The sequence below is a fragment of the Cupriavidus sp. 207A1 genome (genome assembly GCF_057798955.1).
In genome coordinates, this window is sequence record NZ_JBYOJO010000014.1 from 58842 (window position 1) to 84610 (window position 25769).

Sequence of the window (25769 nt, forward strand, 5' to 3'; positions counted from 1 at the left end):
TGCAGGCCGCCTGACTGACCCCTCGGGTCAGGCCGGCAGCCGCTGCAGCTGGCCCTGCAGCTTGGCCAGCGTCTGCTCGAAATCGGACAGGCGCTGCGTCTCTTGCGCCACCACCGCCGGCGGTGCCTTGGCGACAAAGCTCTCGTTCGACAGCTTGGCGCGGCACTTGCCGATTTCGCCACCGATGCGTTCGACTTCCTTCGACAGGCGCGCGCGCTCGGCGGCGACATCGATCTCGATCTTCAGCAGCAGGTGGTTGCCCCCGGCAATGGCGACCGGCGCACCGGCGCCCTCCGCTTGCAGGGAGGCTTCATCTTCGAAGACCCGCACCTCCGAAAGTTTCGCCAGCGCCTGGATATGTGCGCTCGCCGCCTTCAGGAAGGCGCTGTCGCCCTCCGCATAGAGCGGGATGCGCTGGGCCGGCGAGATGTTCATCTCGCCGCGCAGGTTCCGGCAGGCATCGATCACTTCCTTCAGGCGCGCGACCCACTGCTCGGCATTCTCGTCGATCTTGGCGACGGCGGGCAGCGGATACGGCTGCAATGCGATGGTTTCCGCACCATCGCCGCTGGCGCGCCCCGCCAGCGGGGCCACCTTCTGCCACAGTTCCTCGGTAATGAACGGGATCACCGGATGCGCCAGCCGCAGCACGGTCTCGAGCACGCGCAGCAGCGTGCGGCGGGTGGCGCGCTGCTGCGCTTCGGTGCCGTTCTGGATCTGCACCTTGGCCAGTTCCAGGTACCAGTCGCAGTACTCGTCCCAGACGAACTTGTAGATGGCGTTGGCGATATTGTCGAAGCGGTACTCGGCGAAGCCCTTTTCGACCTCGGCCTCCACGCGCTGCAGCAGCGACACGATCCAGCGGTCCGACTGCGAGAAATCGAGGTAGCCGTCCGGGCCGCAGTCCTGGTTGCACGGACCCATGCCGCAGTCATGGCCCTCGGTGTTCATCAGCACGAAGCGGGTCGCATTCCACAGCTTGTTGCAGAAATTGCGGTAGCCCTCGCAGCGGCCGGTATCGAAGTTGATGTTGCGCCCGAGCGTGGCCAGCGAGGCGAAGGTGAAGCGCAGCGCGTCGGCGCCGAAGGCCGGAATGCCCTCGGGGAATTCCTTCTTCGTCTTCTTCTCGATCTTGGGCGCATCCTTGGGCCGGCGCAGTCCGGTGGTGCGCTTCTTGAGCAGCGTGTCGAGGTCGATACCGTCGATCAGGTCGACCGGGTCGAGCGTGTTGCCCTCGGACTTGCTCATCTTCTTGCCTTCCGAATCGCGCACCAGGCCATGCACGTAGACGGTGTGGAAGGGCACCTTGCCGGTGAAGTGCTTGGTCATCATGACCATGCGCGCCACCCAGAAGAAGATGATGTCGTAGCCGGTGACCAGCACCGACGACGGCAGGAAGTGCTTCAGCTCAGGCGTTTCCTCGGGCCAGCCCAGCGAGGAGAACGGCACCAGCGCCGACGAGAACCAGGTGTCGAGCACGTCTTCCTCGCGGCGCAGCGCGCCGGTGCTGCCGGCGGCCTTCGCCTTGGCGGCAGCTTCTTCTTCGGTGCGGCCGACATAGCAGTTGCCGGCATCGTCGTACCACGCCGGGATCTGGTGGCCCCACCACAGCTGGCGCGAGATGCACCAGTCCTGGATATTGCCCAGCCACTGGTTGTAGGTGCTGATCCAGTTTTCCGGCACCAGCTTGATCTCGCCGCTCTGCACGGCCTCGAGCGCGACTTCGGCGATCGAGCGGCCCGGGTAGAAGGTGCCTTCCGGCGCCGGCTTGCTCATGGCGACGAACCACTGGTCGGTCAGCATCGGCTCGATCGCGCTGCCGGTGCGCTCGCTGCGCGGGGTCATCAGCTTGTGCTTCTTGACGTCTTCCAGCAGGCCCTGCTTGTCGAGGTCGTCGACAATGGCCTTGCGCGCATCGAAGCGGTCCAGGCCGGCATAGGCGGCGGGCGCGTCGGCAACGATCTTCGCGTCGAGGGTCAGGATCGACAGCTGCGGCAGGTTGTGGCGCAGGCCCACGGCATAGTCGTTGAAGTCATGGCCCGGGGTCACCTTGACCACGCCGGTGCCGAACTCGCGGTCGACGTATTCGTCGGCGATCACCGGAATCTGGCGGCCGGTCAGCGGCAGGTGCACCGACTTGCCGATCAGGTGCGCGTAGCGCTCGTCTTCCGGATGCACCATCACGGCGACGTCGCCCAGCATGGTTTCCGGACGCGTGGTGGCCACGGTCAGGTGGGTCAGCCCGCCCTTGGCGTCGGCCTCGACCAGCGGATAGCGGATATGCCACAGCGAGCCTTCTTCCTCGACGCTGTCGACTTCCAGGTCCGACACCGCGGTGCCCAGCACCGGGTCCCAGTTGACCAGGCGCTTGCCGCGGTAGATCAGGCCTTGTTCGTACAGCCGCACGAAGACTTCGGTGACCGCCTTCGACATCTCGGGCGACATGGTGAAGTACTCGCGGCTCCAGTCGATCGACGCGCCCATGCGCCGCACCTGGCGCGTGATGGTCGAGCCCGACTCTTCCTTCCAGGCCCACACCTTCTCGGTGAACTTCTCGCGGCCGAGGTCGTGGCGCGACACGCCCTGGCCCTCGAGCTGGCGCTCCACCACGATCTGGGTGGCGATGCCGGCGTGGTCGGTGCCCGGGACCCACAGCGTATTGGCGCCCTGCATGCGCGCGTGGCGCGCCAGGCCGTCCATGATGGTCTGGTTGAAGGCATGGCCCATGTGCAGCGTGCCGGTCACATTCGGCGGCGGCAGCTGGATCGCGAAGTCCGGGCGGGCTGGGTCGAAGGTCGGCTTGGCGATGCCGCGCTTCTCCCACTCGGGGCCCCATTTCGCCTCGATGGCGGCGGGTTCGAAGCTCTTGGCAAGCGATTGGTCTTGGGCGGTCATGCTGGGATGTCGAGGTTGGCGTCTGGATGCGTGGCAGGTGCGGTGCCCTGCGCCTGGCGGTCGCTGGCGGCCTGTGATGGCCGGCCTGGCGCCAGTGAAACCACAAATTATACGGGGGCGGGCGCGTGGTGCCTATTTCGTGGCCGGCGGCGCCCGGTCCGCGACCCGTGCGCGCGCCTTGGCGGCGGGGCCGGATGTGATTCATGCAACAGGGGCCCCCGGTATAATTGCGGGCGATTCCATTAGGCCTTTCCGATGCCCGACCTGCTTGCCAACCTGAACGCCGAACAACTAGCCGCCGTCACCCTGCCCGACGAACCGGCGCTGATCCTGGCGGGCGCGGGCAGCGGCAAGACGCGCGTGCTGACCACGCGCATTGCCTGGCTGATCCAGAACGGCCATGTCTCGCCGGCGGGCATCCTGGCGGTGACCTTCACCAACAAGGCCGCCAAGGAAATGCAGACCCGGCTGGCGTCGATGCTGCCGATCAACACCCGCGGCATGTGGATCGGCACCTTCCACGGCCTGTGCAATCGCATGCTGCGCGCGCATTTCCGCGACGCCGGGCTGCCCCAGACCTTCGCCATCCTGGACAGCCAGGACCAGCTCTCGGCGCTCAAGCGGCTGCTCAAGTCGCTCAACGTCGACGACGAGAAGTACCCGGCCAAGAACCTGCAGTACTTCATCAACAACGCCAAGGAGCAGGGCCTGCGCCCGGCCGACGTCGAGGCCAACGACGACTTCAACAAGCGCTTCGTCGACCTCTACGCCGCCTACGACATGCAATGCCAGCGCGAGGGCGTGGTCGACTTCGCCGAGCTGCTGCTGCGCTGCTACGAGCTGCTGCGCTACAACGACGCCATCCGCCAGCACTACCAGCACCGCTTCCGCCACGTGCTGGTCGACGAGTTCCAGGACACCAACGTGCTGCAGTACCAGTGGCTCAAGCTGCTGGCCGGCCACGGCACGCACAACCCGGCCGCGGTCTTTGCGGTGGGCGACGACGACCAGAGCATCTACGCCTTCCGCGGCGCCAATGTCGGCAACATGCGCGACTTCGAGCATGAGTTCCGCGTGCGCCGGATGATCAAGCTGGAGCAGAACTACCGCTCGCACGGGCATATCCTGGATTCGGCCAACCACCTGATCTCGCACAACGCGCGCCGCCTCGGCAAGAACCTGCGCACCGACGCCGGCCACGGCGAGCCGGTGCGCGTGTTCCAGGGCGGCTCCGACGGGCAGGAAGCCGCCTGGATCATCGAGGAGATCCGCGACCAGATCGCGCAGGGCGCCAGCCGCGCCGAGATCGCGATCCTGTACCGCAGCAACGCGCAGTCGCGCGTGATCGAGCACGCGCTGTTCTCGGCCGGCATCCCGTACCGCGTGTATGGCGGCCTGCGCTTCTTCGAGCGCGCCGAAATCAAGCACGCGCTGGCCTACCTGCAACTGCTGGAGAACCCGCGCAACGACGCCGCCTTCGGCCGCGTGGTCAACTTCCCGGCGCGCGGCATCGGCGCGCGCTCGCTGGAAGTGCTGCAGGACATGGCGCGCCAGTATGACTGCGCGCTGGCCGAGGCGGTGGCCTACGTGCCCGGCGCGGCCGGCAGCAAGCTGGCCGCGTTCACGCGGCTGATCGACCAGATGCGCGCGGACACGCGCCGCCTGACGCTGGCCGAGACCGTCGAATACGTGATCAACCACAGCGGCCTGATCACGCATTACCAGGGCGAGAAGGAAGGCCAGGACCGCATCGAGAACTTGCAGGAACTGGTCACCGCGGCGCAGGCCTTCGTGGTCGAGGAAGGCTACGGCCTGGAAGCGCTGGCCGCGGTGATCCCGGCCGAGCGCGGCCCCGCCACGCCGGTGCTGGCCGACGGCGACCAGTCACAGCAGCTGCTCGATCCCGAAGCGCTGCCGGTGGTGATGACGCCGCTGGTCGCGTTCCTGACCCACGCCTCGCTCGAGGCCGGCGACAACCAGGCCCAGGCCGGCCAGGACGCGGTGCAGATGATGACCGTGCACGCAGCCAAGGGGCTGGAGTTCGATGTGGTCTTCATCAGCGGCCTGGAGGAAGGACTGTTCCCGCACGAGAACAGCATGATGGATCCCGACGGCCTGGAGGAAGAGCGCCGGCTGATGTACGTGGCGATCACGCGCGCGCGCAAGCGCCTCTACATGTCGTTCGCGCAAAGCCGCATGCTGCACGGCCAGACCCGCTACCACGTGCGCTCGCGCTTCTTCGAGGAACTGCCCGAGACCTCGCTCAAATGGCTGACCCCGCCGGCGCAGAGCTACGGCGGCGTGCGCCGCCAGGAACGCGACAATGCCTGGGGCCGCGACTGGTTCCGCAAGCCGGAGGACGTGCCCTATACCGGCACCCGGCCCACCGGCGGCATGGACAACGGCAACGGCTATGCCGATGCCAAACGCGAAGCCGGCAGCGGATTCCGCGTCGGCCAGTCGGTGTTCCACAACAAGTTCGGCGAAGGCGTGATCACCGCGCTGGAAGGCGAGGGCGCCGATGCGCGCGCCAATATCAACTTCAAGCGGCATGGCGCCAAGTGGCTGGCGCTGGCGGTGGCGAAGCTGGACGCGATCGATTGAGGTAGCGAGCGCCGTCTCGCGTCATGCTGGTTTGCTCCCTCTCCCGCGCGCGGGAGAGGGAGCAAACCATCGGGTAGCAAGCGCTTGTGGTCAGGCGCCCGGCGTCGCCGGCGCAGCCGGCTCGACCCCCGGCGGGGTCACGTTAAAGCAGCCGCGGTACGTCGCATAGAACGAGCAGTACAAGATCGCCAGCATCAGCAGCGAATACGGCGTGACCAGGAACGACAGCACCGTCTCGGCGCCGAAGGCGCTGAACACCGCCTCCAGGAAGAACGGGATCGCCACCAGCAGCATCGCGAACAGCACCGCGTAGGTGAAGAACGCGCCGCGGTTGCGCCAGCATGCGGTCCAGCTGAAGAACAGCGCCTTGACCGGCGGCACGCCGTGCCAGGCCGCCAGCAGCGGTGCGAACCAGAACATCATCGCGATCGGGGTGTACAGCAGCGCGCCGATCAGCATGGCGTAGTACAGCTGGCGCACCGCCTCGGCGGTCGGCGCTTCTTCCTTCAGCACGATCGGCACCAGCGCGCTCATGTCGACCACCGCGCCAGCGATCAGCCCCAGTATGAAGACCAGCCCGGCGTAGATGCCGCCCAGCACCAGCAGGTTGCGCGTGGCTTCCTTGCCGTTGGCGCGGAAGCCCGCCAGCAGCACGGTGGGCAGCACCCGCTTGTTCTGAATCACGTCGCGGCACGCGGTCATCACGCCGACCGACAGGCCCGGGGTGACCACCAGCAGCGCGATGATGCCGATCAGCGGCACCACGATGGCTAGCTGCGCGGCGATCAGGTAGACGAACAGCAGCATCAGGAAGGTCAGCGGGTTCTTGCGGAACAGCCAGATGCCCTGGCGGAACCAGGTGTAGCCTTCCTTGGCAGGGACTTCCAGTAGTTGCATACGGGTCAGATCCAGGGGAGCGGGGCGCTCTCGGGGTTCGCGGGTTGTGCGTCCAGGCGCCGGCGCAGGATGCGTTCGAAATGGGTCGGATCGTGCGGCTGCAGCATGTCGGCTTCGCGCGGCAGGTAGAAGTCCCACAGGCGCGACACCCAGAAGCGCAGCGCGCCCGCGCGCAGCATGTCCTGCCAGTGCGCGGCCTCGGTCCCGGTCAGCGGCCTGACCGCATGATAAGCCCGCAGCAGCGCCTGCGCGCGCGCGGGGTCGAGTTCGCCGCTGGCGAGGTCGATGCACCAGTCGTTGACGGTGACCGCCAGGTCGAACAGCCACTTGTCGTTGCCGGCGAAGTAGAAATCGAAGAAGCCGCCCAGCCGGTGGCGGCCGCTGGGGTCTTCCTCGAACAGCGCGTTGTCGCGGAACAGGTCGCAGTGACACGGGCCTTCGCCCAGGCTGGCGTACGCCGCGCTGGCGAAGAACGCTGCCTGGTGGGCGATTTCCCGTTGCAGCAGCGCGCGCTGGCCGGCATCGAGGAAGGGCAGGATCTCGCGCTCGGTCTGCTGCCACCATGGCAGGCTGCGCAGGTTGGGCTGGCGGCGCGGGTAATCGGCGCCGGCCAGGTGCATGCGCGCCAGCATGTCGCCGACCTCGGCGCAGTGCTGCGCGTCGGGGGCCAGCTGCGACGCGCCGGGCAGGCGCGTGACGATGGTGGCGGGCTTGCCCTTGAGCGGGCGCAGGATCTCGCCGTCGCGCGCCGGGATCGGCGCGGGCACGCGGATGCCGCGCTCGGCCAGATGCGCCATCAGGTGCAGGTAATAGGGCAACTGCGCGAACGACAGCCGCTCGAAGATGGTCAGCACGTACTGGCGCGTCTGGCCCTCGTGCTCCATGGTGAGGAAGAAATTGCTGTTCTCGATGCCCGAGGCGATGCCGCGCAGGTCGCGCACTTCGCCAAGGTCGAAATCCAGCAGCCAGCGTGCGATCTCGTCCTGCGAGACCGTGGTGAATACGGCCATACTTGTTGTGTGAAGCGAATCGGAAAGCGGCGGCGCCAGTTGCGGACAAAGTCCGGGCCGTCGCCGCGGCATGACTGCCGGAGGGCCGGCGCGGCCTGGCGCTCAGGCCAGGCCGTGGGCAAGCGGGTTCAGAACTTCAGGTTGACCGATGGCACGCGGTTGACGTCGTGCTCGCGGATCTTGGGCGAGCTGTCTTCCGGCTTGCTCATCTCGTACCTGGTGCCGAAGCCCGACTTGACCTGGATGTCGGTGGCGCGTCCCTTGTCGCGGTACTCGCGCACCTGGGTGCCATCGCGTTCGTTCAGCTGGAAGCTCGGCTCGCGCGGCTGGTTCAGCTGCGACCTGGCGGCCGGGGCGATCGGCTGGTTGTTGATCTGGTTCAGTTCCTGCTGGGTCAGCGCATTGCTTTCCTGCGCGACGGCCCAGCCGGACGCCAGCGCCAGTGTGGCGGCCGCTGCCGCGGCCAGGCCGGACACGGACCGCCTGGCAGGCGATTCAGGCTCGCCGGCCACGGCGGCGGCGCGCGTGGACCGGACCGGGCGGACGGGAGAAGGGGAGGTCATCAGATGCTCCTGTGCGGGCTGCGGCGCAAGCGGCACGCAGCGCCGCGGCATGCGGCGGTTGGTCTGCAACCCGGCGGCGCCGGGCTTGGCAGACGGACAGGTTCCATTCTAGCAATTCCTGCCCCGCACAGGCCGCCGCCGTGCCCCGGGGGGCACCTGCGCCACGGCGCCGGGTGGCGCATGCGTGGCGCGGTGCCGCGGCGATCCCCGGATCCCGGCCTTACAGGTAGAACATCTCTTCCTTCGGCGGGATCGGCTTGTCGCCGCCGCGCTGTTCGTAATAGTCGTAGACCGCTTCCAGCACTTCGTGCGGCTCGTCGACGATCTTCATCAGGTCCAGGTCGTGCTCGGCGATCAGGCCCATCGGCAGCAGCGTGAAGCGGAACCAGTCCAGCAGGCCCTTCCAGAAGCGGCTGCCGAACATGATCACCGGCACCGAGCGCGACTTGCCGGTCTGCACCAGCGTCAGCACCTCGGCCAGTTCGTCGAGCGTGCCGAAACCGCCCGGCATCACGATAAAGGCGTCGGAATTCTTGACGAAGGTGACCTTGCGGGTGAAGAAGTGGCGGAAGCGCATGGCAATGTCCTGGTACGGATTGCCCTGCTGCTCGTGCGGCAGTTCAATGTTCAGGCCCACGCTGGCCGACTTGCCGGCATGCGCGCCCTTGTTGGCGGCCTCCATGATGCCGGGGCCGCCGCCGGAGATCACGGCAAAGCCGGCGTCGGAGAACAGCCGCGCGATCTCGATGGTGCGCTGGTAGTAGGGCGAGTCCTCGCGCAGGCGCGCGCTGCCGTAGATCGACACCGCCGGGCGGATCTCGGACAGGTACTCGGTGGCCTCGATGAACTCTGCCATAATCGTGAACATTTGCCACGAGGCGCGCGCCTTCTTAGCGGTCGCGCGGTCTTCGTCGGCCAGCGCACGCAGGCTGGGGATCATCTTGCGCGGATTGGCGCGCGCCGCCGCCGCCGCAGCCTTTTCAGCAGCAACTTCAGGCGGATGACCCGCGGCAGCAGCATCGGCGGCCGCGGCAATGGCCGCGGCGTGCTCGGAGGCAGCTTCCGGCGGGGGTTGCACGGTATCGCCGGAGATATCAGCAACATCCGGGTCAGCAAGGGGGGCGGTCGAGGCACCGCCTGCAGCGGCACCAGTCAATTTTGAGTCCATGGGAATGTCGGATAGTCCAAAAACACTCTTGCTCGTCGATGGATCGAGCTATCTGTATCGCGCTTATCACGCTTTGCCGGACCTGAGGAATGGGGAGGGTCTGCCCACAGGGGCAATCTACGGCATGATCAACATGCTGCGCAAGTTGCGCAACGACTACCCGGCAGAGTATACCGCTTGCGTGTTCGACGCGAAGGGCAAGACCTTCCGCGACGACCTGTACCCGGCCTACAAGGAGCACCGCCCGTCGATGCCCGAGGACCTGGCGCGCCAGATCGAGCCGATCCACGAGGCCGTGCGCGCGCTGGGCTGGCCGATCGTGGTGGTCGACGGCGTCGAGGCCGACGACGTGATCGGCACATTGTCGCGCCAGGCCATGGAGCAGGGCGTGCGCACGGTGGTGTCCACCGGCGACAAGGACCTGGCGCAGCTGGTCAACGAGCACGTCACGCTGGTCAATACCATGAGCGGCGAGGTGCTCGATCCTCCCGGCGTGGTGGCCAAGTTCGGCGTGCCGCCCGAGCGCATCATCGACTATCTGTCGCTGATCGGCGATGCGGTCGACAATGTGCCGGGCGTGCCCAAGGTCGGCCCCAAGACCGCGGTCAAATGGCTGGCCGAGCATGGCTCGCTCGACGGCGTGATCGCGGCCGCGCCCGGCATCAAGGGCGTGGTGGGCGAGAACCTGCGCAACACGCTGGAATGGCTGCCGATGGCGCGCCGGCTGGTGACGGTCAAGACCGACTGCGACCTGAGCAAGTCGGTCGCGGACTTCCACGCGCTGCGCGAGACCGGCGAGGACAAGGAACAGCTGGTGGCGTTCTTCCAGCGCTATGGCTTCAAGACCTGGCTGCGCGAAGCCACCGGCGAAAGCCTGCCCGACGCGCGCGCCCAGGCCCGTGCCCGCGCCGCGGCCAGCGCGCCCGCGCAGGGTGGCCTGTTCGATGCGCCCACACCGTCGGCCGAGGCCGGCGCGGCGCCGGCCGAGGACGCGGCGCCCACCGAGATCCGCTACGAGACCGTCACCACCGCGGGCATGCTGGAAGACTGGCTGCGGCGTATCGAATCGGCGCCGCTGGTGGCGATCGATACCGAGACCACCTCGCTCGATCCGATGCAGGCGCAGCTGGTCGGCATCTCGCTGTCGGCGGCGCCGGGCGAGGCCTGCTATATCCCGGTGGCGCACCGCGGCCCTGACGTGGCCGGCCTGCCCGAGCACGGCCAGCTTGCACGCGAGTTCGTGCTGGAACGCATGCGTGCCTGGCTGGAAGACGCCAGCCGCCCCAAGCTCGGCCAGAACCTGAAGTACGACGTCCATGTGTTCGCCAACCACGGCATCAAGCTGCGCGGCATTGCACACGACACCATGCTGCAGAGTTACGTGCTGGCCTCGCACCGCAACCATGGCATGGACAGCCTGGCCGAGCGCCTGCTGAGCCTGAAGACCATCACCTATGAAGAGGTGTGCGGCAAGGGCGCGAGCCAGATCGGCTTCGACCAGATCGACCTGGCGCGCGCCACCGAGTACGCCGCCGAGGATGCCGACGTGACGCTGCGCCTGCATCGCAGGATGTTCCCGCAAGTGGAAGCCGCGGCCGGGCTGCGCCGGGTCTATGAAGAGATCGAGATGCCGGTCTCGGTGGTGCTGCAGAAGGTCGAGCGCAACGGCGTGCTGATCGACGCCGAACGCCTGGCCGCGCAGAGCGCCGAGCTGGGCCAGCGCATGCTGGCGCTGGAGCAGTCGGCCTACGAGGCCGCCGGGCAGCCGTTCAACCTGGGCTCGCCCAAGCAGATCGGCGAGATCCTGTTCAACCAGATGAAGCTGCCGGTGGTGAAGAAGACCGCCAGCGGCGCGCCGTCGACCGACGAAGAGGTGCTGCAGAAGCTGGCCGAGGACTACCCGCTGCCCAAGCTGCTGCTGGACTACCGCGGCCTGTCCAAGCTCAAGTCCACCTATACCGACAAGCTGCCGAAGATGGTCAACCCGCGGACCGGACGGGTGCACACCAGCTACGGCCAGGCCACCGCGGTGACCGGGCGGCTGGCGTCGACCGAGCCCAACCTGCAGAACATCCCGGTGCGCACCGAGGAAGGCCGCCGCATCCGCGAAGCCTTTATCGCCGAGCCGGGCAGCGTGATCGTGTCGGCGGACTATTCGCAGATCGAGCTGCGCATCATGGCCCATATCTCGGGCGACGAGAACCTGCTGCGCGCCTTTGCCAACGGCGAGGACATCCACCGCGCCACCGCCGCCGAGATCTTCGGCGTCGAGCGCGAGGCCGTCAGCAGCGAGCAGCGCCGCTACGCCAAGGTCATCAACTTCGGCCTGATCTACGGCATGAGCGCGTTCGGGCTGGCCAGCAACCTGGGCATCGAGCGCGAGGCCGCCAAGCACTACATCGACCGCTACTTCATGCGCTATCCAGGCGTGGCGCACTACATGGAAGAGACCCGCCAGACCGCGCGCGAGCAGGGCTATGTCGAGACCGTGTTCGGCCGGCGGCTGTGGCTGCCCGACATCAACGGCGGCAGCGGCCCGCGCCGCCAGGCCGCCGAGCGCGCCGCCATCAATGCGCCGATGCAGGGCACCGCGGCCGACCTGATCAAGCTGTCGATGATCGCGGTGCAGGACTGGCTGGAGCGCGACGGCCTGCAGACGCGCCAGATCATGCAGGTGCACGATGAACTGGTGCTGGAAGTGCCCGAGCACGAGCTGGAACTGGTCAAGGCGCGCCTGCCCGAACTGATGTGCGCGGTGGCCGAGCTGCGCGTGCCGCTGGTGGCCGAAGTCGGCAGCGGCGCCAACTGGGAAGAAGCGCACTGAGGCTGCACTGGCCCCCTGGCGAGCCGGCGCCCCGGCCGGCTCGCTGCCCCTGCGTGGTGGTATCGAATGAAGCGACTGCTGAGTCAGCGTGCGGCGCTTGCCAGCCATGCTGCAATGCAGCAGACTGTGGCAAACGCCTCGGCAAGCGCTTCAGGCAAAGAATTTACAAAAACGCAGCAGGTAGACCATGACAGAAACAAGGACGCACCGCATCGTCGTCGTCGGCGGCGGAGCAGGGGGGCTGGAACTGGTAACGAAGCTGGGCGACAAGCTCGGCCGCAAGGGCGCGGCGCAGGTGGTGCTGGTGGACCGCCTGCCCACCCATATCTGGAAACCGCTGCTGCATGAAGTCGCCGCCGGCAGCATGGATCCCAACACCCATCAGCTGGAATACGCAGCGCAGGCGCGCTGGCATCATTTCGAGTTCCAGCAGGGCGAGCTGACCGGCATCGACCGCAGCCGCAAGACCATTTCGGTATCGGCCTGCGTCGACCAGGACGGCGCCGAACTGCTGCCCGCGCGCGAACTGCCGTACGACACGCTGGTGCTGGCGATCGGCTGCGTCACGCATTTCTTCGGCGTGCCGGGCGCCGCCGAGCACGCCATTGCGCTGGACACCGTGGCCCAGGCCGAGCGCTTCCGCAAGCGGCTGATCGCGGCCTGCGTGCGTGCCCAGAACGGGCGCGGCCGCGTCGGCGAGGACGGCCGTCCGCGCGTGGACGTGGCCATCATCGGCGCCGGCGCCACCGGCGTGGAGCTGTCGGCGGAGCTGCGCAACACCGCGCACGTGCTCAGCGCCTATGGCCTGCACCGGCTCGATCCGCGCCGCGACGTGCGCATCCATGTGATCGAGGCCGGTCCGCGCATCCTGCCGGCGCTGTCCGAGCGGGTCTCGGCCGAGACCGCCAAGCTGCTCAGGAAGCTGGATGTCGACGTCTTCACCAGCGAACGCGTGACCGAAGTCACGCCGCAGGCCGTGCTGACCGCCAGCGGCAAGACCATCGACGCCGACCTGACGGTGTGGGCGGCCGGCATCACCGCGCCCGCGGTGCTAGCCAGCCTGGGCCTGCCGGTCAGCCGCCAGGGCCAGGTCGTGGTCGGCCCGACGCTGCAGAGCGAGGGCGACCCGGACATCTTCGCCTTCGGCGATTGCGCCAGCTGCCCGTGGCCGGAGAAGCAGACCTCGGTGCCGCCGCGCGCGCAGGCCGCGCACCAGCAGGCCGTCTTCCTGTACAACACGCTGCGCGCCCGGCTGGCGGGGCGGCCGCTGCAGGCGTTCGCTTTCAAGGACCTTGGCTCGCTGGTGTCGCTGGGCCATTTCAGCGCGGTGGGCAGCCTGATGGGCGGACTGATCGGCGGCTCGATGTTTATCGAAGGGCTGCTGGCGCGCGTCATGTACACCTCGCTGTACCGGATGCACGTGATGGCGCTGCACGGCGCCGTGGGGATGGCGCTGCATACCGTCTCGCACTGGCTGCGCAGCAAGACCAGTCCGCGCGTCAAGCTGCACTGACGCATGGCCCCGGCCCCCCGCTTGTGGGTGGGGGCGCCGGAGGGCTTGCGCCGCCATGTTTTCTCCATGTCTGCTTAAAATCGGGCGCGGGCGCCGCGTGGCGGCCCAGCCACCAACGATCCTGGAGACAAGCATGCTCAAACCAGAAGTGGACAGCCTGGTCCCCGGCCAGACCTTCGACCGCCGCGGCTTCGTCAAGACCGCGCTGGGTTCGGCCTTTGCGGCCGCGGCGCTGCCGGTGATGGCCCAGCAGGCGATCAAGACCGATTTTGCCGGCCTGAACGCGGGCGAGGTCACCATCCCGTCGGGCGGCTTCAGCATGCCGGCCTACCGCGCCCAGCCGGAAGGCAAGAAAAGCCTGCCGGTGGTGCTGGTGATCAGCGAGATCTTCGGCGTGCACGAGCATATCGCCGATGTGTGCCGGCGCTTTGCCAAGCAGGGCTACCTGGCGATCGCACCCGAACTGTTCGCGCGCCAGGGCGATCCGCAGAGCTTCGGCACGATCCAGGAACTGCAGCGCGAGGTGATCGCCAAGGTGCCCGACGCGCAGGTGATGGGCGACCTGGATGCCGCGGTGGCCTGGGCCGGCGCCAACGGCGGCGACGTCTCGCGCCTGGCCATCACCGGGTTCTGCTGGGGCGGCCGCATAACCTGGCTCTACGCCGCGCACAGCCAGCGCCTGAAGGCCGGCGTGGCCTGGTACGGCCAGCTGGCGCCCGAGCCGACGCCGATCAAGCCGAAGAATCCCATCGACCTGGTCGGCCAGCTCCATGCGCCGGTGCTCGGCCTGTACGGCGGCAAGGACACCGGCATCCCGCTGGAGCAGGTGGACCGGATGAAGGCCGCGCTGGCGTCGTCGTCCGACCCGGACGCCAAGCGCTCGCGCTTTATCGTCTATCCCGAGTCCGGTCACGCCTTCCACGCGGACTACCGGCCCAGCTACCGCGAAGCCGACGCCAGGGACGGCTGGCAGAAATGCCTGGACTGGTTCCGGCAGTACGGCGTCGCCTGACCTGGCGCGCGGCCCCCGCCCGTGGGGCCGGCCGACGGCAGGATTGCAAAGTCCCGGCGGATACGTACAATGCGGCCTTTGAGTTATTGCAACATTGTTGCGTTTGCCGCCCGGCGCGATGCGGGCGGAACGGCGGGGCCGCCCGGCACCGCTACCCCGGGAGCCCATCATCCATTCGACGCTTTTGTATATCCTGCTCGCCGCCACGATTTCGGGCGTGGGCAGCATCTTCGGGGCGGCGCTGCTGTCGCTGACGGTGGCGTCCCGCGTGGTCGAGCGCATGGTGAGCTTCTCGGTGGGCGTGCTGCTGGCCACCGCGCTGCTGCATTCGCTGCCCGAGGCGTTCGAGTCCGGCGCCGATCCGCGCGCGCTGTTCGGCACCTTGCTGGCCGGGCTGCTGGGTTTCTTCCTGCTGGAAAAGCTGTCGCTGCTGCGCCATTCGCACCATCACGAGGGCGACGGGCACCACCACCACCACGGCCATGACCGCGAGGAAGCGGGCCGCAGCGGCCTGACCATCCTGGTCGGCGACACCTTCCACAACTTCGCCGACGGCATCGTGATCGCGGCGGCGTTCCTGGCCGATCCGCATATCGGCGTGGTCACCGCGCTGGCGATCGCGGCGCACGAGATCCCGCAGGAGGTGGGCGACTTTATCGTGCTGCTCAACGCCGGCTTCTCCAAGGCGCGCGCCTTTGCCTTCAACCTGGTGTCGAGCCTGGCGGCGATCGCCGGCGGGGTGGTCGGGTACTTCCTGCTCGACCAGCTGGGCGGGTGGATCCCCTACGTGCTGGTGATCGCGGCCAGCAGCTTTATCTATATCGCCGTCAGCGACCTGATGCCGCAGATGCAGCGCAAGCCGCGCTGGCGCGAGTCGGCGATCCAGGTGGTGCTGGTGGCCGCGGGGATCTCGGCCATCGTCTTCATCACCAACGGCGTGCACGAAAGCCACAGCCACGGCGCTCACGGCGCTCAGGGCCGCGACGGCCACAGCCACGCCGCGCCCGTGGCGTCGTCGTCACGCTAGCCGGCTCAGGCCGCCCCGGTGGCCCCGGTAGCAACCGGGCGCGCCGGATCCGCGCACCACTCGCTCCACGATCCGGGATACAGCGCCGCGCCGCCCAGGCCGGCGGCTTCCAGCGCCAGCAGGTTGTGGCAGGCCGTGACGCCCGAGCCGCACTGCATCACCGCCTGGGCGGCGGCGTGCGTGCCCAGCACCGCGCCGAATTCGGCGCGCAGGGTCGCGGCCGGCTTGAAGCGGCCTTCCGCGTCCAGGTTGTCCTTGAAGAATCGATTGACCGCGCCCGGGATATGGCCGCCGACCGGGTCCAGGGTCTCGTTCTCGCCGCGGAAACGGTCGGGCGCGCGCGCATCGACCACCAGCAGCCGGCCCTGGCCGAGATTGTCGACCAGTGCGTCCGCATCGACGGTTGGCACCAGTGACTTGCCGCGGCGGATCGTGCCCGGAACCTCGGGCTCTGCCGCGGCATCGTGCTCCAGCGGCAGGCCGGCCTTGACCCAGGCGTCCTTGCCGCCATCGAGCACGGCCACGGCATCGTGGCCGATCCAGCGCAGCAGCCACCACAGCCGCGCGGCGAACATGCCGCCCTGGGCGTCGTAGGCGATCACCGGGGTGTCGTCGTCGATGCCGAGTGCCTGCAGGCGCGCGACCAGGTCGTCGGCGTCCGGCAGCGGATGGCGGCCGTTGCGGCCGGTCTTGGGACCGGACAGTTCGTTGTCCAGGTGCAGGTAGAAGGCGCCGGGCAGGTGGCCGGTGCGGTAGGCTTCGCGGCCGGCGGCCGGGTCGGCCAGGTCGAAGCTGCAGTCGACGACGACGCAGCGGCCGGGGCCGGCCAGCAGAGACTGCAGTGCGGTGACGGAAATCAGCGGTTTCTGCATGGGAATCCTGTAGCGAGCGGAGAAAGAAATCCGGGGCGGTCGGGCTTACCGAATGCTACACCTCGGGGTGCACTTCCGCCTCCGGCGACTTGACCGGGGTGGCGGGCGTGGGCTTGGCGTCGGTGCCCTGGCGCGCGCGCATCAGCGTGGTGGCGATGCCGCTGGCGATGATCAGCCCCATGCCCAGCCACGACAGCCAGTTCAGGCGGTCGGACCAGATCAGCATGCCCCACACGCTGGAGAAGACGATGCCGGCGTATTGCAGGTTGGCGGTCAGCAGGGTGTTGCCGCGCTTGTAGGCGCGCGTCATCGCGGTCTGGCCCAGCGTGGCCAGGATGCCGATCGCCAGCAGCAGGCCGGCGCCGTACCAGGTATGCGGGCTGGTGCCGCCCAGCAGCATCCACACCAGCCCGGCGATCATGCCGACCAGCGAGAAATAGAACACGATGCGGCCTTCGGGCTCGCCCAGCTGGCCGAGCTGGCGCACCTCGACATAGGCCAATGCGGTGAACATGCCCGAAATCAGCCCGACCAGGCCGCCGGTCAGCTGGTCCTTGCCGACTGACGGCTGCAGCAGGCAGATCACGCCGGCAAAGGACAGCAGGATCGCCAGCACCAGGCGCCGGTCGGCATTGCCGCCGGTGCCGGCCAGCGCCGCGCTGGCGCCCAGGATCAGCGCGATCCACACCGGCGACATGTAGTTCAGTGTCATCGCGGTGGCCAGCGGCAGCAGCGAGATCGAGGTGAACCACAGCATCAGCGAGGTCACGCCGAACACGCTGCGCTTGATATGCGACAGCATGTACGGAGTGCGCACCGAGACCCCGCGCGAGGACAGCAGCACCCACATGATCACCACGCTGATCAGGCCGCGGTAGAACACGATCTCGCCGGTGGTGTACAGGTCGGACGCCAGCTTGACGCCAACCCCCATCAGCGAAAAAGCGAAGGCGGCGAACAGCATCCAGAGCGATTGCATGGCGAGGGCGCGGTGAAGCGGGCAGGAGCGAAGGAGAGGAGGCCGGCACGCGAGCGGGGCTCTGAGGCCCCGCGTCGCGCATGCGGTCCGGCGCGGCGGCGGGAACCGCCGCGCCGGACAAAGATTCTAGCAGCGCACATCGCCACCCAAAGCAAAACGGACCGCCGTGGCGGTCCGTTGCAGCTTGCGTTGTGCGCTGATCGCACTAGCCCGTGTAGGCCATGGCGCGGCGGTACCACTCGTGGAAGTGCTGCATGCCGTCTTCCATCGGCGACTGGTACGGGCCGACCTCGCTGGTGCCGCGCTTGAGCAGCGCCAGCCGGCCGGCGTCCATGCGTTCGGCGATCTCGTCGTCCTCGATGCAGGTTTCCATGTAGGCGGCACGCTCGGCCTCGACGAACTCGCGCTCGAACAGCGCGATTTCCTCGGGGTAGTAGAACTCCACCACGTTGCGGGTCTTGCGCGGGCCGATCGGGTGCAGCGTCGAGATCACCAGCACGTTCGGGTACCACTCCACCATGATGTTGGGGTAGTAGGTCAGCCAGATCGCGCCGTGCTTGGGCAGCACGCCGTTGTTGAAGCGCAGCACCGCGTCATGCCATTTCTGGTACGTCGGGCTGCCGGGGCGCTTCAGGCCGGCGTGCAGGCCGACGGTCTGCACGCTGTGCCATTCGCCGAACTCCCACTTGAGGTCGTCGCACGAGACGAAGCTGCCCAGCCCCGGGTGGAACGGCACCACGTGGTAGTCCTCGAGGTAGACCTCGATAAAGGTCTTCCAGTTGTAGTCGCACTCGTGCACCTCGACGTGGTCGAGCATGTAGCCGTCGAAGTTCAGGTCCTGCGCCACGCCCAGCCGCGCCAGGTCGGCGCGCACGTCGCGCGGGCCCTCGAACAGCAGGCCGTTCCAGTTCTGCAGCGGCGAGCGCTTCAGGTGCAGGCAGGGTTGCTGGTCGAAATGCGGCGCGCCGAGCAGTTCGCCCTTCAGGTCGTAGGTCCAGCGGTGCAGGGGGCAGACGATGTTCTGCTTGTTGCCGCGGCCGTTCAGCATGATGGCCTGGCGGTGGCGGCAGACGTTGGACATCAGCTCGACGCCGGCGGCGTTGCGCACCAGCATGCGGCCCTCGTCCTCGGCCTTGAGCGTGTGGTAGTCGCCGGTTTCCGGGACCATCAGTTCATGGCCGACATAGCCCGGGCCATTGCTGAACAGCAGTTCGAGTTCTTGTTGATGCAGCGCTTCGTCGAAGTAGACGCCGACGGGCAGTTGCGTATCAGCCGGCGCCAGGTTGAGCGCGGTGCTGAGATTGGACATTATCCCCACTCCCAGATGAACAGGTGAAAGCAGTGAACAACCCAACCATCGAAAATGGAATCGATTTGGGAAAGACTTCCGCCCGGCGGGATGCGCTGGCAACCCCCGGCGGCGAACGGAAGATTGTACCCGACCCAAAAAGTTAAGGGACTGATTTTTTTGCCTTTTTAGCGAAAAAGTCGACCCGGGTCGTCATCGGGGTGCCGTAGCGGCCGCATTCGGAAAGACGACCCGAGCGCACAAGTCACTTCTGCATCGGAAGCACCCGATCGGGGCACGGTATCCCCCTGCGAGATGGGGGCAGGCCCGCGCTTTGGCGTAAAATCCGGGCTTCCCCATCCGGGTTTCCCCCGGTTCCAGCTTCCAGGGCCTGATATGCCAAAAACGACGACCGCTCCGGTCCAGACCGACAACACCGCCGACGCCGCCTCGGCGCCGCCCGCCTCCTACGAGGCGGCGATGGCCGAACTGGAGACGCTGGTGGCCAGCATGGAAAGCGGCGAGCTGCCGCTCGAGGCCTCGCTGGCAGCGTACCGCCGCGGCGCCGAGCTGGTGCGCTACTGCCAGCAGAAGCTGGAGCGGGTCGAGCAGCAGGTGCGGGTATTGGAGGGCGACGCGCTCAGGCCGCTGGCGGGCGAAGGCAACGGTGCCAATGGAGCACAGGGGACGGACGAGGCATGAGCGACTTCGCACAATGGATGCAGGCGCAGGGCGTGCGCACCGAGGCCGCCCTGCAGGCCGCGCTGCCCGATGCCGGCACGGTGCCGCATACGCTGCACGAAGCGATGCGCTATGCTGCGCTGGGCGGCGGCAAGCGCGTGCGCCCGCTGCTGGTCCATGCCGCCGGCGAGGTCAGCGGCGCGGCCCCGGCGGCCTGCGACGCGGCCGCCTGCGCGGTGGAGATGATCCACGCCTATTCGCTGGTCCACGACGACATGCCGTGCATGGACGACGACGACCTGCGCCGCGGCCGCCCCACTGTGCACAAGGCCTATGACGAGGCCACCGCGCTGCTGGTAGGCGATGCGCTGCAGACCCAGGCCTTCATCGTGCTGGCGGAAGCCGGGCCGATCGCGCCCGCGGTGCGGCTGCAGCTGGTGGCGGAGCTGGCGCGGGCGTCGGGCTCGGCCGGCATGGCCGGCGGCCAGGCGATCGACCTGCAGAACGTGGGCCGGGCCATGACGCGCGACGCGCTCGAGGCCATGCACCGCATGAAGACCGGCGCGCTGCTGCGCGCCAGCGTGCGCATGGGCGCGCTGTGTGGCGAGATCGATGCTCAGGGCCTGGCCGCGCTGGACCGCTACGCGGCGGCGGTGGGATTGGCGTTCCAGGTGGTAGACGATATTCTGGACGTCACCGCGGACACCGCGACGCTGGGCAAGACCGCCGGCAAGGACGCCGCCCATGACAAGCCGACCTACGTGTCACTGCTGGGGCTGGACGCGGCCCGCGAACTGGCCGGGTCGCTGCGCGCCGAGGCGTACGAGGCGCTGGCCGGCTTCGGCGAGCGCGCCGCGCGCCTGCGCGACCTGGCGGACCTGATCGTGCTGCGCACGCATTAAACTAGAGCCGGCCGAACGGACATCATGACCTACGCACTCCTCAACAAGATTGACGCCCCCGCGGACCTGCGCAAGCTCGACCGGCGCGAGCTCCAGACCCTGGCCGACGAACTGCGCGCCTACGTGCTGGAATCGGTCTCGCAGACCGGCGGCCACCTGTCGTCCAACCTGGGCACGGTCGAACTGACCATCGCGCTGCACTACGTCTTCAACACCCCCGATGACCGGCTGGTGTGGGACGTGGGCCACCAGAGCTATCCGCACAAGATCCTGACCGGGCGCCGCGAGCGCATGCGCACGCTGCGCCAGTGGGGCGGCATCTCGGGCTTCCCGCGCCGCAGCGAGAGCGAATACGACACCTTCGGCACCGCGCACTCGTCGACTTCGATCTCGGCCGCGCTGGGCATGGCGCTGGGCGCGCGCACGCTGGGCCAGAAGCGGGTCTCGGTGGCGGTGATCGGCGACGGCGCGATGACCGCGGGCATGGCCTTCGAGGCGCTGAACAACGCCGGCGTCTACAAGGACCTGCCGCTGCTGGTGGTGCTCAACGACAACGACATGTCGATCTCGCCGCCGGTGGGCGCGCTCAACCGGCATCTGGCGCGGCTGCTGAGCGGCCAGTTCTACGCCGCCACCAAGAAGGGCATCGAGAAGGTGCTGTCGGTGGCGCCGCCGGTGCTGGAGTTCGCCAAGCGCTTCGAGGAACATGCCAAGGGCATGATGGTGCCGGCCACGCTGTTCGAGGAGTTCGGCTTCAACTACATCGGCCCGATCGACGGCCACGACCTGAATTCGCTGGTGCCGACGCTGCAGAATATCCGCGAGCGCGCGCTCGAAGGCGGCGGCCCGCAGTTCCTGCACGTGGTCACCAAGAAGGGCCAGGGCTACAAGCTGGCCGAGGCCGACCCGATCCTGTACCACGGCCCGGGCAAGTTCAATCCGGCCGAAGGCATCCGCCCGGCCGCCAAGCCGGCGCGCAAGACCTACACCCAGGTGTTCGGCGACTGGCTGTGCGACATGGCCGCGGCCGACAAGCGCCTGGTCGGCATCACCCCGGCCATGCGCGAGGGCTCGGGCATGGTCGAGTTCGAGCAGCGCTTCCCGGAGCGCTACTACGACGTCGGCATCGCCGAGCAGCATGCGGTGACCTTCGCCGGCGGCCTGGCGTGCGAAGGGCTGAAGCCGGTGGTGGCGATCTACTCGACCTTCCTGCAGCGCGGCTACGACCAGCTCATCCACGACGTGGCGCTGCAGAACCTGCCGGTGGTGTTCGCGCTGGACCGCGCCGGCCTGGTCGGCGCCGACGGCGCGACTCACGCGGGCGCCTACGATATCGCCTACCTGCGCTGCATCCCCAACATGATGGTGATGACGCCGTCCGACGAAAACGAGTGCCGCCAGCTGCTGACCACGGCGTTCCAGCAGGACTGCCCGAGCGCGGTGCGCTATCCGCGCGGCTCCGGCCCGGGCGCGGCGATCGCCGCCGACCTGGCGCCGGTGCCGGTGGGCAAGGGCGTGGTGCGCCGCGAGGGCGGCGCGCGCGCCGGGCATCGCGTCGGCATGCTGGCGTTCGGCTCGATGGTGCAGCCGGCGCTGGGCGCGGCGCAGGCGCTGGACGCCACCGTGGCCGACATGCGCTTCGTCAAGCCGCTCGACGTCGCGCTGGTCAAGCGCCTGGCCGCCGACCACGACTACCTGGTGACGGTGGAAGAGGGCAGCGTGATGGGCGGCGCCGGCAGCGCCGTGCTCGAGGCCCTGGCCGAGGCCGGCATCGACAAGCCGGTGCTGACGCTGGGCCTGCCCGACCGCTTCGTCGACCATGGCGACCCGGCCTACCTGCTGCAGCAATGCGGCCTGGATGCGGCCGGCATCGAGCGCTCGGTGCGCGAGCGTTTCGGGCTCGACCAGCCGCAGGTCACGGTCGCCTCGCGCGTGGCCTGATCACCTGCCATCCCGAGGGGATTCGGGCCGCCGCGCCACGGGTGCGTCCGAATTCCCTTACACTCCGATTTTTGTGTTCGCAGCTGCGGGTCGGCACGCCAGTGCCGGGTCCCGTGGTTTCACACTCGTTGCGCGGCATGAGGGACTGCGAAAATGCCGCGACCGTAAGGGCTTGCGCCAGGCTGCGCAACCCTGGAGGAAACCGTAGATGAATGACATCAACCCCGCCTTCATCATGCCCGACGTCCAGTCGAGCCCCGACACCCGCCAGATCCCGATCCAGCGAGTCGGCGTGAAGGGCGTGCGCTATCCCGTGACCCTGAAGACCCCGACCGGCGTCGTGCCGACCGTCGGCACCTTCAACCTCGACGTGCACCTGCCCGCCGACCAGAAGGGCACGCATATGTCGCGCTTCGTGGCGCTGCTGGAAGAAGAGCGGGCGCCGCTGGAGCTGGCCAGCTTCCGGCTGATGCTGGACAAGATGCTGGAGAAGCTCGAAGCCGAGGCCGGCCGCATCGAGGTCACGTTCCCGTACTTCATCAGCAAGATCGCGCCGGTGTCCGGCGTGGAGTCGCTGCTGGACTACGAGGTCACGCTGACCGGTGAAGTGCGCAACGGCGCCACGCGGGTGTTCCTGAAGGCGCTGGTGCCGGTGACCAGCCTGTGCCCGTGCTCGAAGAAGATCTCGCAGTATGGCGCGCACAACCAGCGCTCGCATATCACCATGAACGTGGAGCTGGCCGGCGAGCTGCCGGTGGAGGCGCTGGTGCGCATGGCCGAGGAAGAGGCGTCGTGCGAGCTGTGGGGGCTGCTCAAGCGGCCCGACGAGAAGTTCGTCACCGAGCGTGCCTACGAGAATCCCAAGTTCGTCGAGGACCTGGTGCGCGACATCGCCATGCGGCTGAATGCGGACGACCGCATCGTGGCCTATGTGCTCGAGGCGGAGAACTTCGAGTCGATCCACAACCACAGCGCGTATGCGGTGATCGAGCGGGACAAGCGCGTCGACTGACCGCGTTGTCGCTGCAATGGAAATAGCCACCGCATGCGGTGGCTATTTTTTCGGTCCGGTTAGGCCGCGGAAGGCAGGCGGATATCCGCCAGGTCCCAGCGCGGCGTCACGCCGTAACCATACTCGTGCCGCGCCAGTTCGGGCGCGGCCTGCAAGCGCATCGCGCCGGCAAACGCGATCATCGCGCCGTTGTCGGTGCAGAACGCCAGGTCAGGATAGTAGACCTCGAGCTTGCGCTGCCTGCCAACCTGGTCCAGCCGTTCGCGCAGCTGCCGGTTGGCGCCGACGCCGCCGGCTACCACCAGCCGCTTGTGGCCGGTTTGCTTGAGCGCCGCCATCGACTTGGCCGCCAGCACGTCGACGATCGCATCGACAAAGGCGCGCGCGAGGTTGGCGCGGTCCTGCTCGCAGGTATTGGCGAGCTTGCGGGTTTGCGTCAGCACCGCGGTCTTCAGGCCGGCAAAGGAAAAATCCAGGTTGCCGGAATGCAGCATCGGCCGCGGCAGCTCGAACGCGCCGGGCACGCCGAACTCGGCCAGGCGCGACACTTCCGGCCCACCCGGGTAGCCCAGGCCGAGCAGCTTGGCGGTCTTGTCGAACGCTTCGCCGGCGGCATCGTCCAGGGTTTCGCCCAGCAGCGCGTAGTCGCCGATGCCGCGCACTTCCATCAGCTGCGTATGCCCGCCCGATACCAGCAGCGCCACGAACGGGAACGGCGGCGGCTCGCGCGTCAGCAGCGGCGACAGCAGGTGGCCTTCGAGGTGGTGCACGCCCACCATCGGCACGTTCAGCGCGAAGCCGAGCGCATTGGCCACCGAGGCGCCGACCAGCAGCGCGCCGGCCAGTCCGGGGCCCTGGGTGAAGGCAATGGCGTCGATGTCCTGGCGGGTGCGGCCGGCGTCGGCCAGCACCTGCTCCAGCAGCGGCAGCACGCGGCGGATATGGTCGCGCGAGGCCAGTTCGGGGACCACGCCGCCATAGTCGCGATGCATGGCGATCTGCGAGTGCAGCGCATGCGCGAGCAGGCCGGCGCCGGTGTCATAGAGCGCGAGGCCGGTTTCGTCGCAGGAAGATTCAATGCCGAGGACAAGCATGGGAGCCATGACGCCGTCTCCGGGAAACGGCGGTCGAAACAAGGGTGTGCGGGAAGCGCGCAGGGTAGCACAGCGGCGCGCGGCGCGCTTTTCGCTACAATCTGCCCTTTCTCAGGCGGTGGCAAGACACATGGATTCGCGAGGCGTGCAATGAGCGGGGCAGCCCAGGCCCGGACCGGCCGGTATGACGTGGCGGTACTGGGCGCCGGCGCCGCGGGCATGATGTGCGCCGCGGTGGCGGGCCAGAACGGCGCGCGCGTGGTGCTGATCGACCATGCCACCCGGCTCGCCGAGAAAATCCGCATCTCGGGCGGCGGCCGCTGCAATTTCACCAACCTGCAGGCCGGCCCCGCCAACTACCTGTCGTCCAATCCGCACTTCTGCCGCTCGGCGCTGGCGCGCTACACGCCGCAGGATTTCCTGGCGCTGATGCGCCGCCATGGCATCGCCTGGCACGAGAAGCACCGTGGCCAGCTGTTCTGCAACGACAGCGCCGAAGACGTGATCGCCATGCTGCGCGCCGAATGCGACGCGGGGCAGGTGCGCTGGCAGACCGGCTGCACGGTGGCGGAGATCCGGCGCGAGGGCGATGACTTCCTGCTGCTGACCGCCGCGGGCACGGTGCGGGCCGGAGCGCTGGTGGTGGCCACGGGCGGCCTGTCGATCCCGAAGATCGGCCCTACGGACTTTGGCTACCGCATTGCGCGGCAGTTCGGGCTGGGCATCGTCGAGACCCGCCCGGCGCTGGTGCCGCTGACCTTCGATGGCAAGGACTGGGCGCCGTTCGTGCCGTTGGCGGGGGTCTCGCTGGAAGTGGACATCGCTACCGGCAGCGGCAAGGCCGCGGGCGCCTTCCGCGAGGACCTGCTGTGGACGCACCGTGGCCTGTCCGGCCCGGCGGTGCTGCAGATCTCCAGCTACTGGCATCCCGGCACGCCGGTCGCCATCGACCTGTTCGATGGCGAGGACGCCGCCGCCTGGCTGCTCGAGCAGAAGGCCGGCAGCCGCAAGCACCTGGGCAACCTGCTGGCGCAACGGCTGCCGTCGCGGCTGGCCGAGGCGTGGTGCGCGGCTGCGGGCGTGGCGGCGACGATGCCGCTGCATGACGTGACCGACAAGGCCCTGCGCAAGCTCGGCGGCGCGCTCAACGACTGGCGCATCGTGCCGTCCGGCACCGAGGGCTACCGCAAGGCCGAGGTCACGCTGGGCGGGGTGGATACGCGCGCGCTGTCGTCGGCCACCATGATGGCCCGCGACGTACCGGGCCTGTATTTCATCGGCGAAGTGGTCGACGTGACCGGCTGGCTGGGGGGCTACAACTTCCAGTGGGCCTGGGCCTCCGCGGTGGCGGCGGGGCAGGCCGCGGCGGAGGCGGCACGGCAGGCCCGCGCCGGGCAATCGGCAGCTTAGAGCCAGGCTGTATCGTGCTGCGTGAATCACACGCGGCGACGCCAGTCGCACGCCACTTCCGCGCCGGATTGTTGGTG

Annotated in this window: 19 protein-coding genes; 10 read left to right on the plus strand and 9 right to left on the minus strand. The window is 68.3% G+C overall.

Annotation, left to right across the window (positions count from 1 at the left end; translation table 11 throughout):
• Positions 1-27: 27 nt before the first annotated feature.
• Positions 28-2895 (minus strand): valine--tRNA ligase, encoded by a 2868-nt coding sequence (locus AC3FMM_RS23695; protein WP_488687568.1) that lies wholly within the window; start codon positions 2893-2895, stop codon positions 28-30.
• Between the two features lie 255 nt (positions 2896-3150).
• On the opposite strand from AC3FMM_RS23695, the gene AC3FMM_RS23700 reads away from it, so the two are divergent.
• Entirely contained in the window at positions 3151-5499 is a 2349-nt protein-coding gene (locus tag AC3FMM_RS23700) for a UvrD-helicase domain-containing protein (protein ID WP_116312889.1), read from the plus strand.
• Between the two features lie 90 nt (positions 5500-5589).
• Here the strand turns inward: AC3FMM_RS23700 and AC3FMM_RS23705 are convergent, their stop codons facing one another.
• The 4 genes from AC3FMM_RS23705 to AC3FMM_RS23720 form a co-directional block, all read right to left on the minus strand.
• Positions 5590-6396 carry a BPSS1780 family membrane protein gene (locus AC3FMM_RS23705; RefSeq protein ID WP_092307039.1) on the minus strand — a complete coding sequence of 269 codons (807 nt, stop codon included), beginning with the start codon at positions 6394-6396 and terminating at the stop codon, positions 5590-5592.
• Positions 6397-6401: 5 nt separating this feature from the next.
• Positions 6402-7406: a homoserine kinase gene (locus AC3FMM_RS23710; RefSeq protein ID WP_115680764.1), complete on the minus strand. Its 1005-nt coding sequence runs from the start codon at positions 7404-7406 to the stop codon at positions 6402-6404.
• 128 nt (positions 7407-7534) lie between these two features.
• The gene (locus AC3FMM_RS23715) at positions 7535-7969 is read right to left on the minus strand and encodes a hypothetical protein (RefSeq protein WP_115711702.1); all 435 of its coding nucleotides are present in this window, start codon (positions 7967-7969) and stop codon (positions 7535-7537) included.
• Between the two features lie 220 nt (positions 7970-8189).
• Entirely contained in the window at positions 8190-9137 is a 948-nt protein-coding gene (locus tag AC3FMM_RS23720; RefSeq protein ID WP_231942137.1) for an LOG family protein, read from the minus strand.
• Between the two features lie 4 nt (positions 9138-9141).
• On the opposite strand from AC3FMM_RS23720, the gene polA reads away from it, so the two are divergent.
• The 4 genes from polA to AC3FMM_RS23740 all read left to right on the plus strand — a co-directional run bounded on the left by polA (position 9142) and on the right by AC3FMM_RS23740 (position 15513).
• Positions 9142-11961 carry a DNA polymerase I gene (gene polA / locus AC3FMM_RS23725; protein ID WP_115710339.1) on the plus strand — a complete coding sequence of 940 codons (2820 nt, stop codon included), beginning with the start codon at positions 9142-9144 and terminating at the stop codon, positions 11959-11961.
• A gap of 187 nt (positions 11962-12148) precedes the next feature.
• The gene (locus tag AC3FMM_RS23730) at positions 12149-13474 is read left to right on the plus strand and encodes an NAD(P)/FAD-dependent oxidoreductase (protein WP_116312887.1); all 1326 of its coding nucleotides are present in this window, start codon (positions 12149-12151) and stop codon (positions 13472-13474) included.
• Positions 13475-13607: 133 nt separating this feature from the next.
• Entirely contained in the window at positions 13608-14486 is an 879-nt protein-coding gene (locus tag AC3FMM_RS23735) for a dienelactone hydrolase family protein (RefSeq protein ID WP_116312886.1), read from the plus strand.
• Positions 14487-14604: 118 nt separating this feature from the next.
• The gene (locus tag AC3FMM_RS23740) at positions 14605-15513 is read left to right on the plus strand and encodes a ZIP family metal transporter (protein ID WP_473703207.1); all 909 of its coding nucleotides are present in this window, start codon (positions 14605-14607) and stop codon (positions 15511-15513) included.
• Positions 15514-15518: 5 nt separating this feature from the next.
• Here the strand turns inward: AC3FMM_RS23740 and AC3FMM_RS23745 are convergent, their stop codons facing one another.
• The 3 genes from AC3FMM_RS23745 to AC3FMM_RS23755 all read right to left on the minus strand — a co-directional run bounded on the left by AC3FMM_RS23745 (position 15519) and on the right by AC3FMM_RS23755 (position 18673).
• Positions 15519-16385, minus strand: a complete 867-nt coding sequence (locus AC3FMM_RS23745) for a sulfurtransferase (protein WP_116312885.1) — start codon at positions 16383-16385, stop codon at positions 15519-15521.
• A 55-nt stretch (positions 16386-16440) separates the two neighbouring features.
• On the minus strand, positions 16441-17364 hold the full coding sequence (locus AC3FMM_RS23750) for a DMT family transporter (protein WP_116312884.1): 924 nt from the start codon (positions 17362-17364) through the stop codon (positions 16441-16443).
• A 205-nt stretch (positions 17365-17569) separates the two neighbouring features.
• Positions 17570-18673 (minus strand): aromatic ring-hydroxylating oxygenase subunit alpha, encoded by a 1104-nt coding sequence (locus AC3FMM_RS23755; RefSeq protein WP_115710327.1) that lies wholly within the window; start codon positions 18671-18673, stop codon positions 17570-17572.
• 375 nt (positions 18674-19048) lie between these two features.
• Between AC3FMM_RS23755 and AC3FMM_RS23760 the strand changes: the two genes are divergently transcribed.
• The 4 genes from AC3FMM_RS23760 (at position 19049) to folE2 (ending at position 23188) form a co-directional block, all read left to right on the plus strand.
• Positions 19049-19354, plus strand: coding sequence for an exodeoxyribonuclease VII small subunit (locus AC3FMM_RS23760; RefSeq protein ID WP_115661532.1), 306 nt, complete (start codon positions 19049-19051; stop codon positions 19352-19354).
• Positions 19351-20235, plus strand: a complete 885-nt coding sequence (locus AC3FMM_RS23765) for a polyprenyl synthetase family protein (protein ID WP_092307059.1) — start codon at positions 19351-19353, stop codon at positions 20233-20235. Before AC3FMM_RS23760 ends, AC3FMM_RS23765 begins: the two co-directional genes overlap by 4 nt.
• A gap of 24 nt (positions 20236-20259) precedes the next feature.
• Complete coding sequence (dxs, locus tag AC3FMM_RS23770; protein ID WP_115710326.1) at positions 20260-22176, plus strand: 1-deoxy-D-xylulose-5-phosphate synthase; 1917 nt, start codon at positions 20260-20262, stop codon at positions 22174-22176.
• A gap of 208 nt (positions 22177-22384) precedes the next feature.
• The gene (folE2, locus tag AC3FMM_RS23775) at positions 22385-23188 is read left to right on the plus strand and encodes a GTP cyclohydrolase FolE2 (protein WP_116312883.1); all 804 of its coding nucleotides are present in this window, start codon (positions 22385-22387) and stop codon (positions 23186-23188) included.
• Positions 23189-23247: 59 nt separating this feature from the next.
• Here folE2 and tsaD read toward each other — a convergent pair whose 3' ends face one another.
• Positions 23248-24282: a tRNA (adenosine(37)-N6)-threonylcarbamoyltransferase complex transferase subunit TsaD gene (gene tsaD, locus AC3FMM_RS23780; protein ID WP_115681482.1), complete on the minus strand. Its 1035-nt coding sequence runs from the start codon at positions 24280-24282 to the stop codon at positions 23248-23250.
• 150 nt (positions 24283-24432) lie between these two features.
• On the opposite strand from tsaD, the gene AC3FMM_RS23785 reads away from it, so the two are divergent.
• Complete coding sequence (locus tag AC3FMM_RS23785) at positions 24433-25692, plus strand: BaiN/RdsA family NAD(P)/FAD-dependent oxidoreductase (protein ID WP_488687569.1); 1260 nt, start codon at positions 24433-24435, stop codon at positions 25690-25692.
• The last annotated feature ends 77 nt before the right edge of the window (positions 25693-25769 follow it).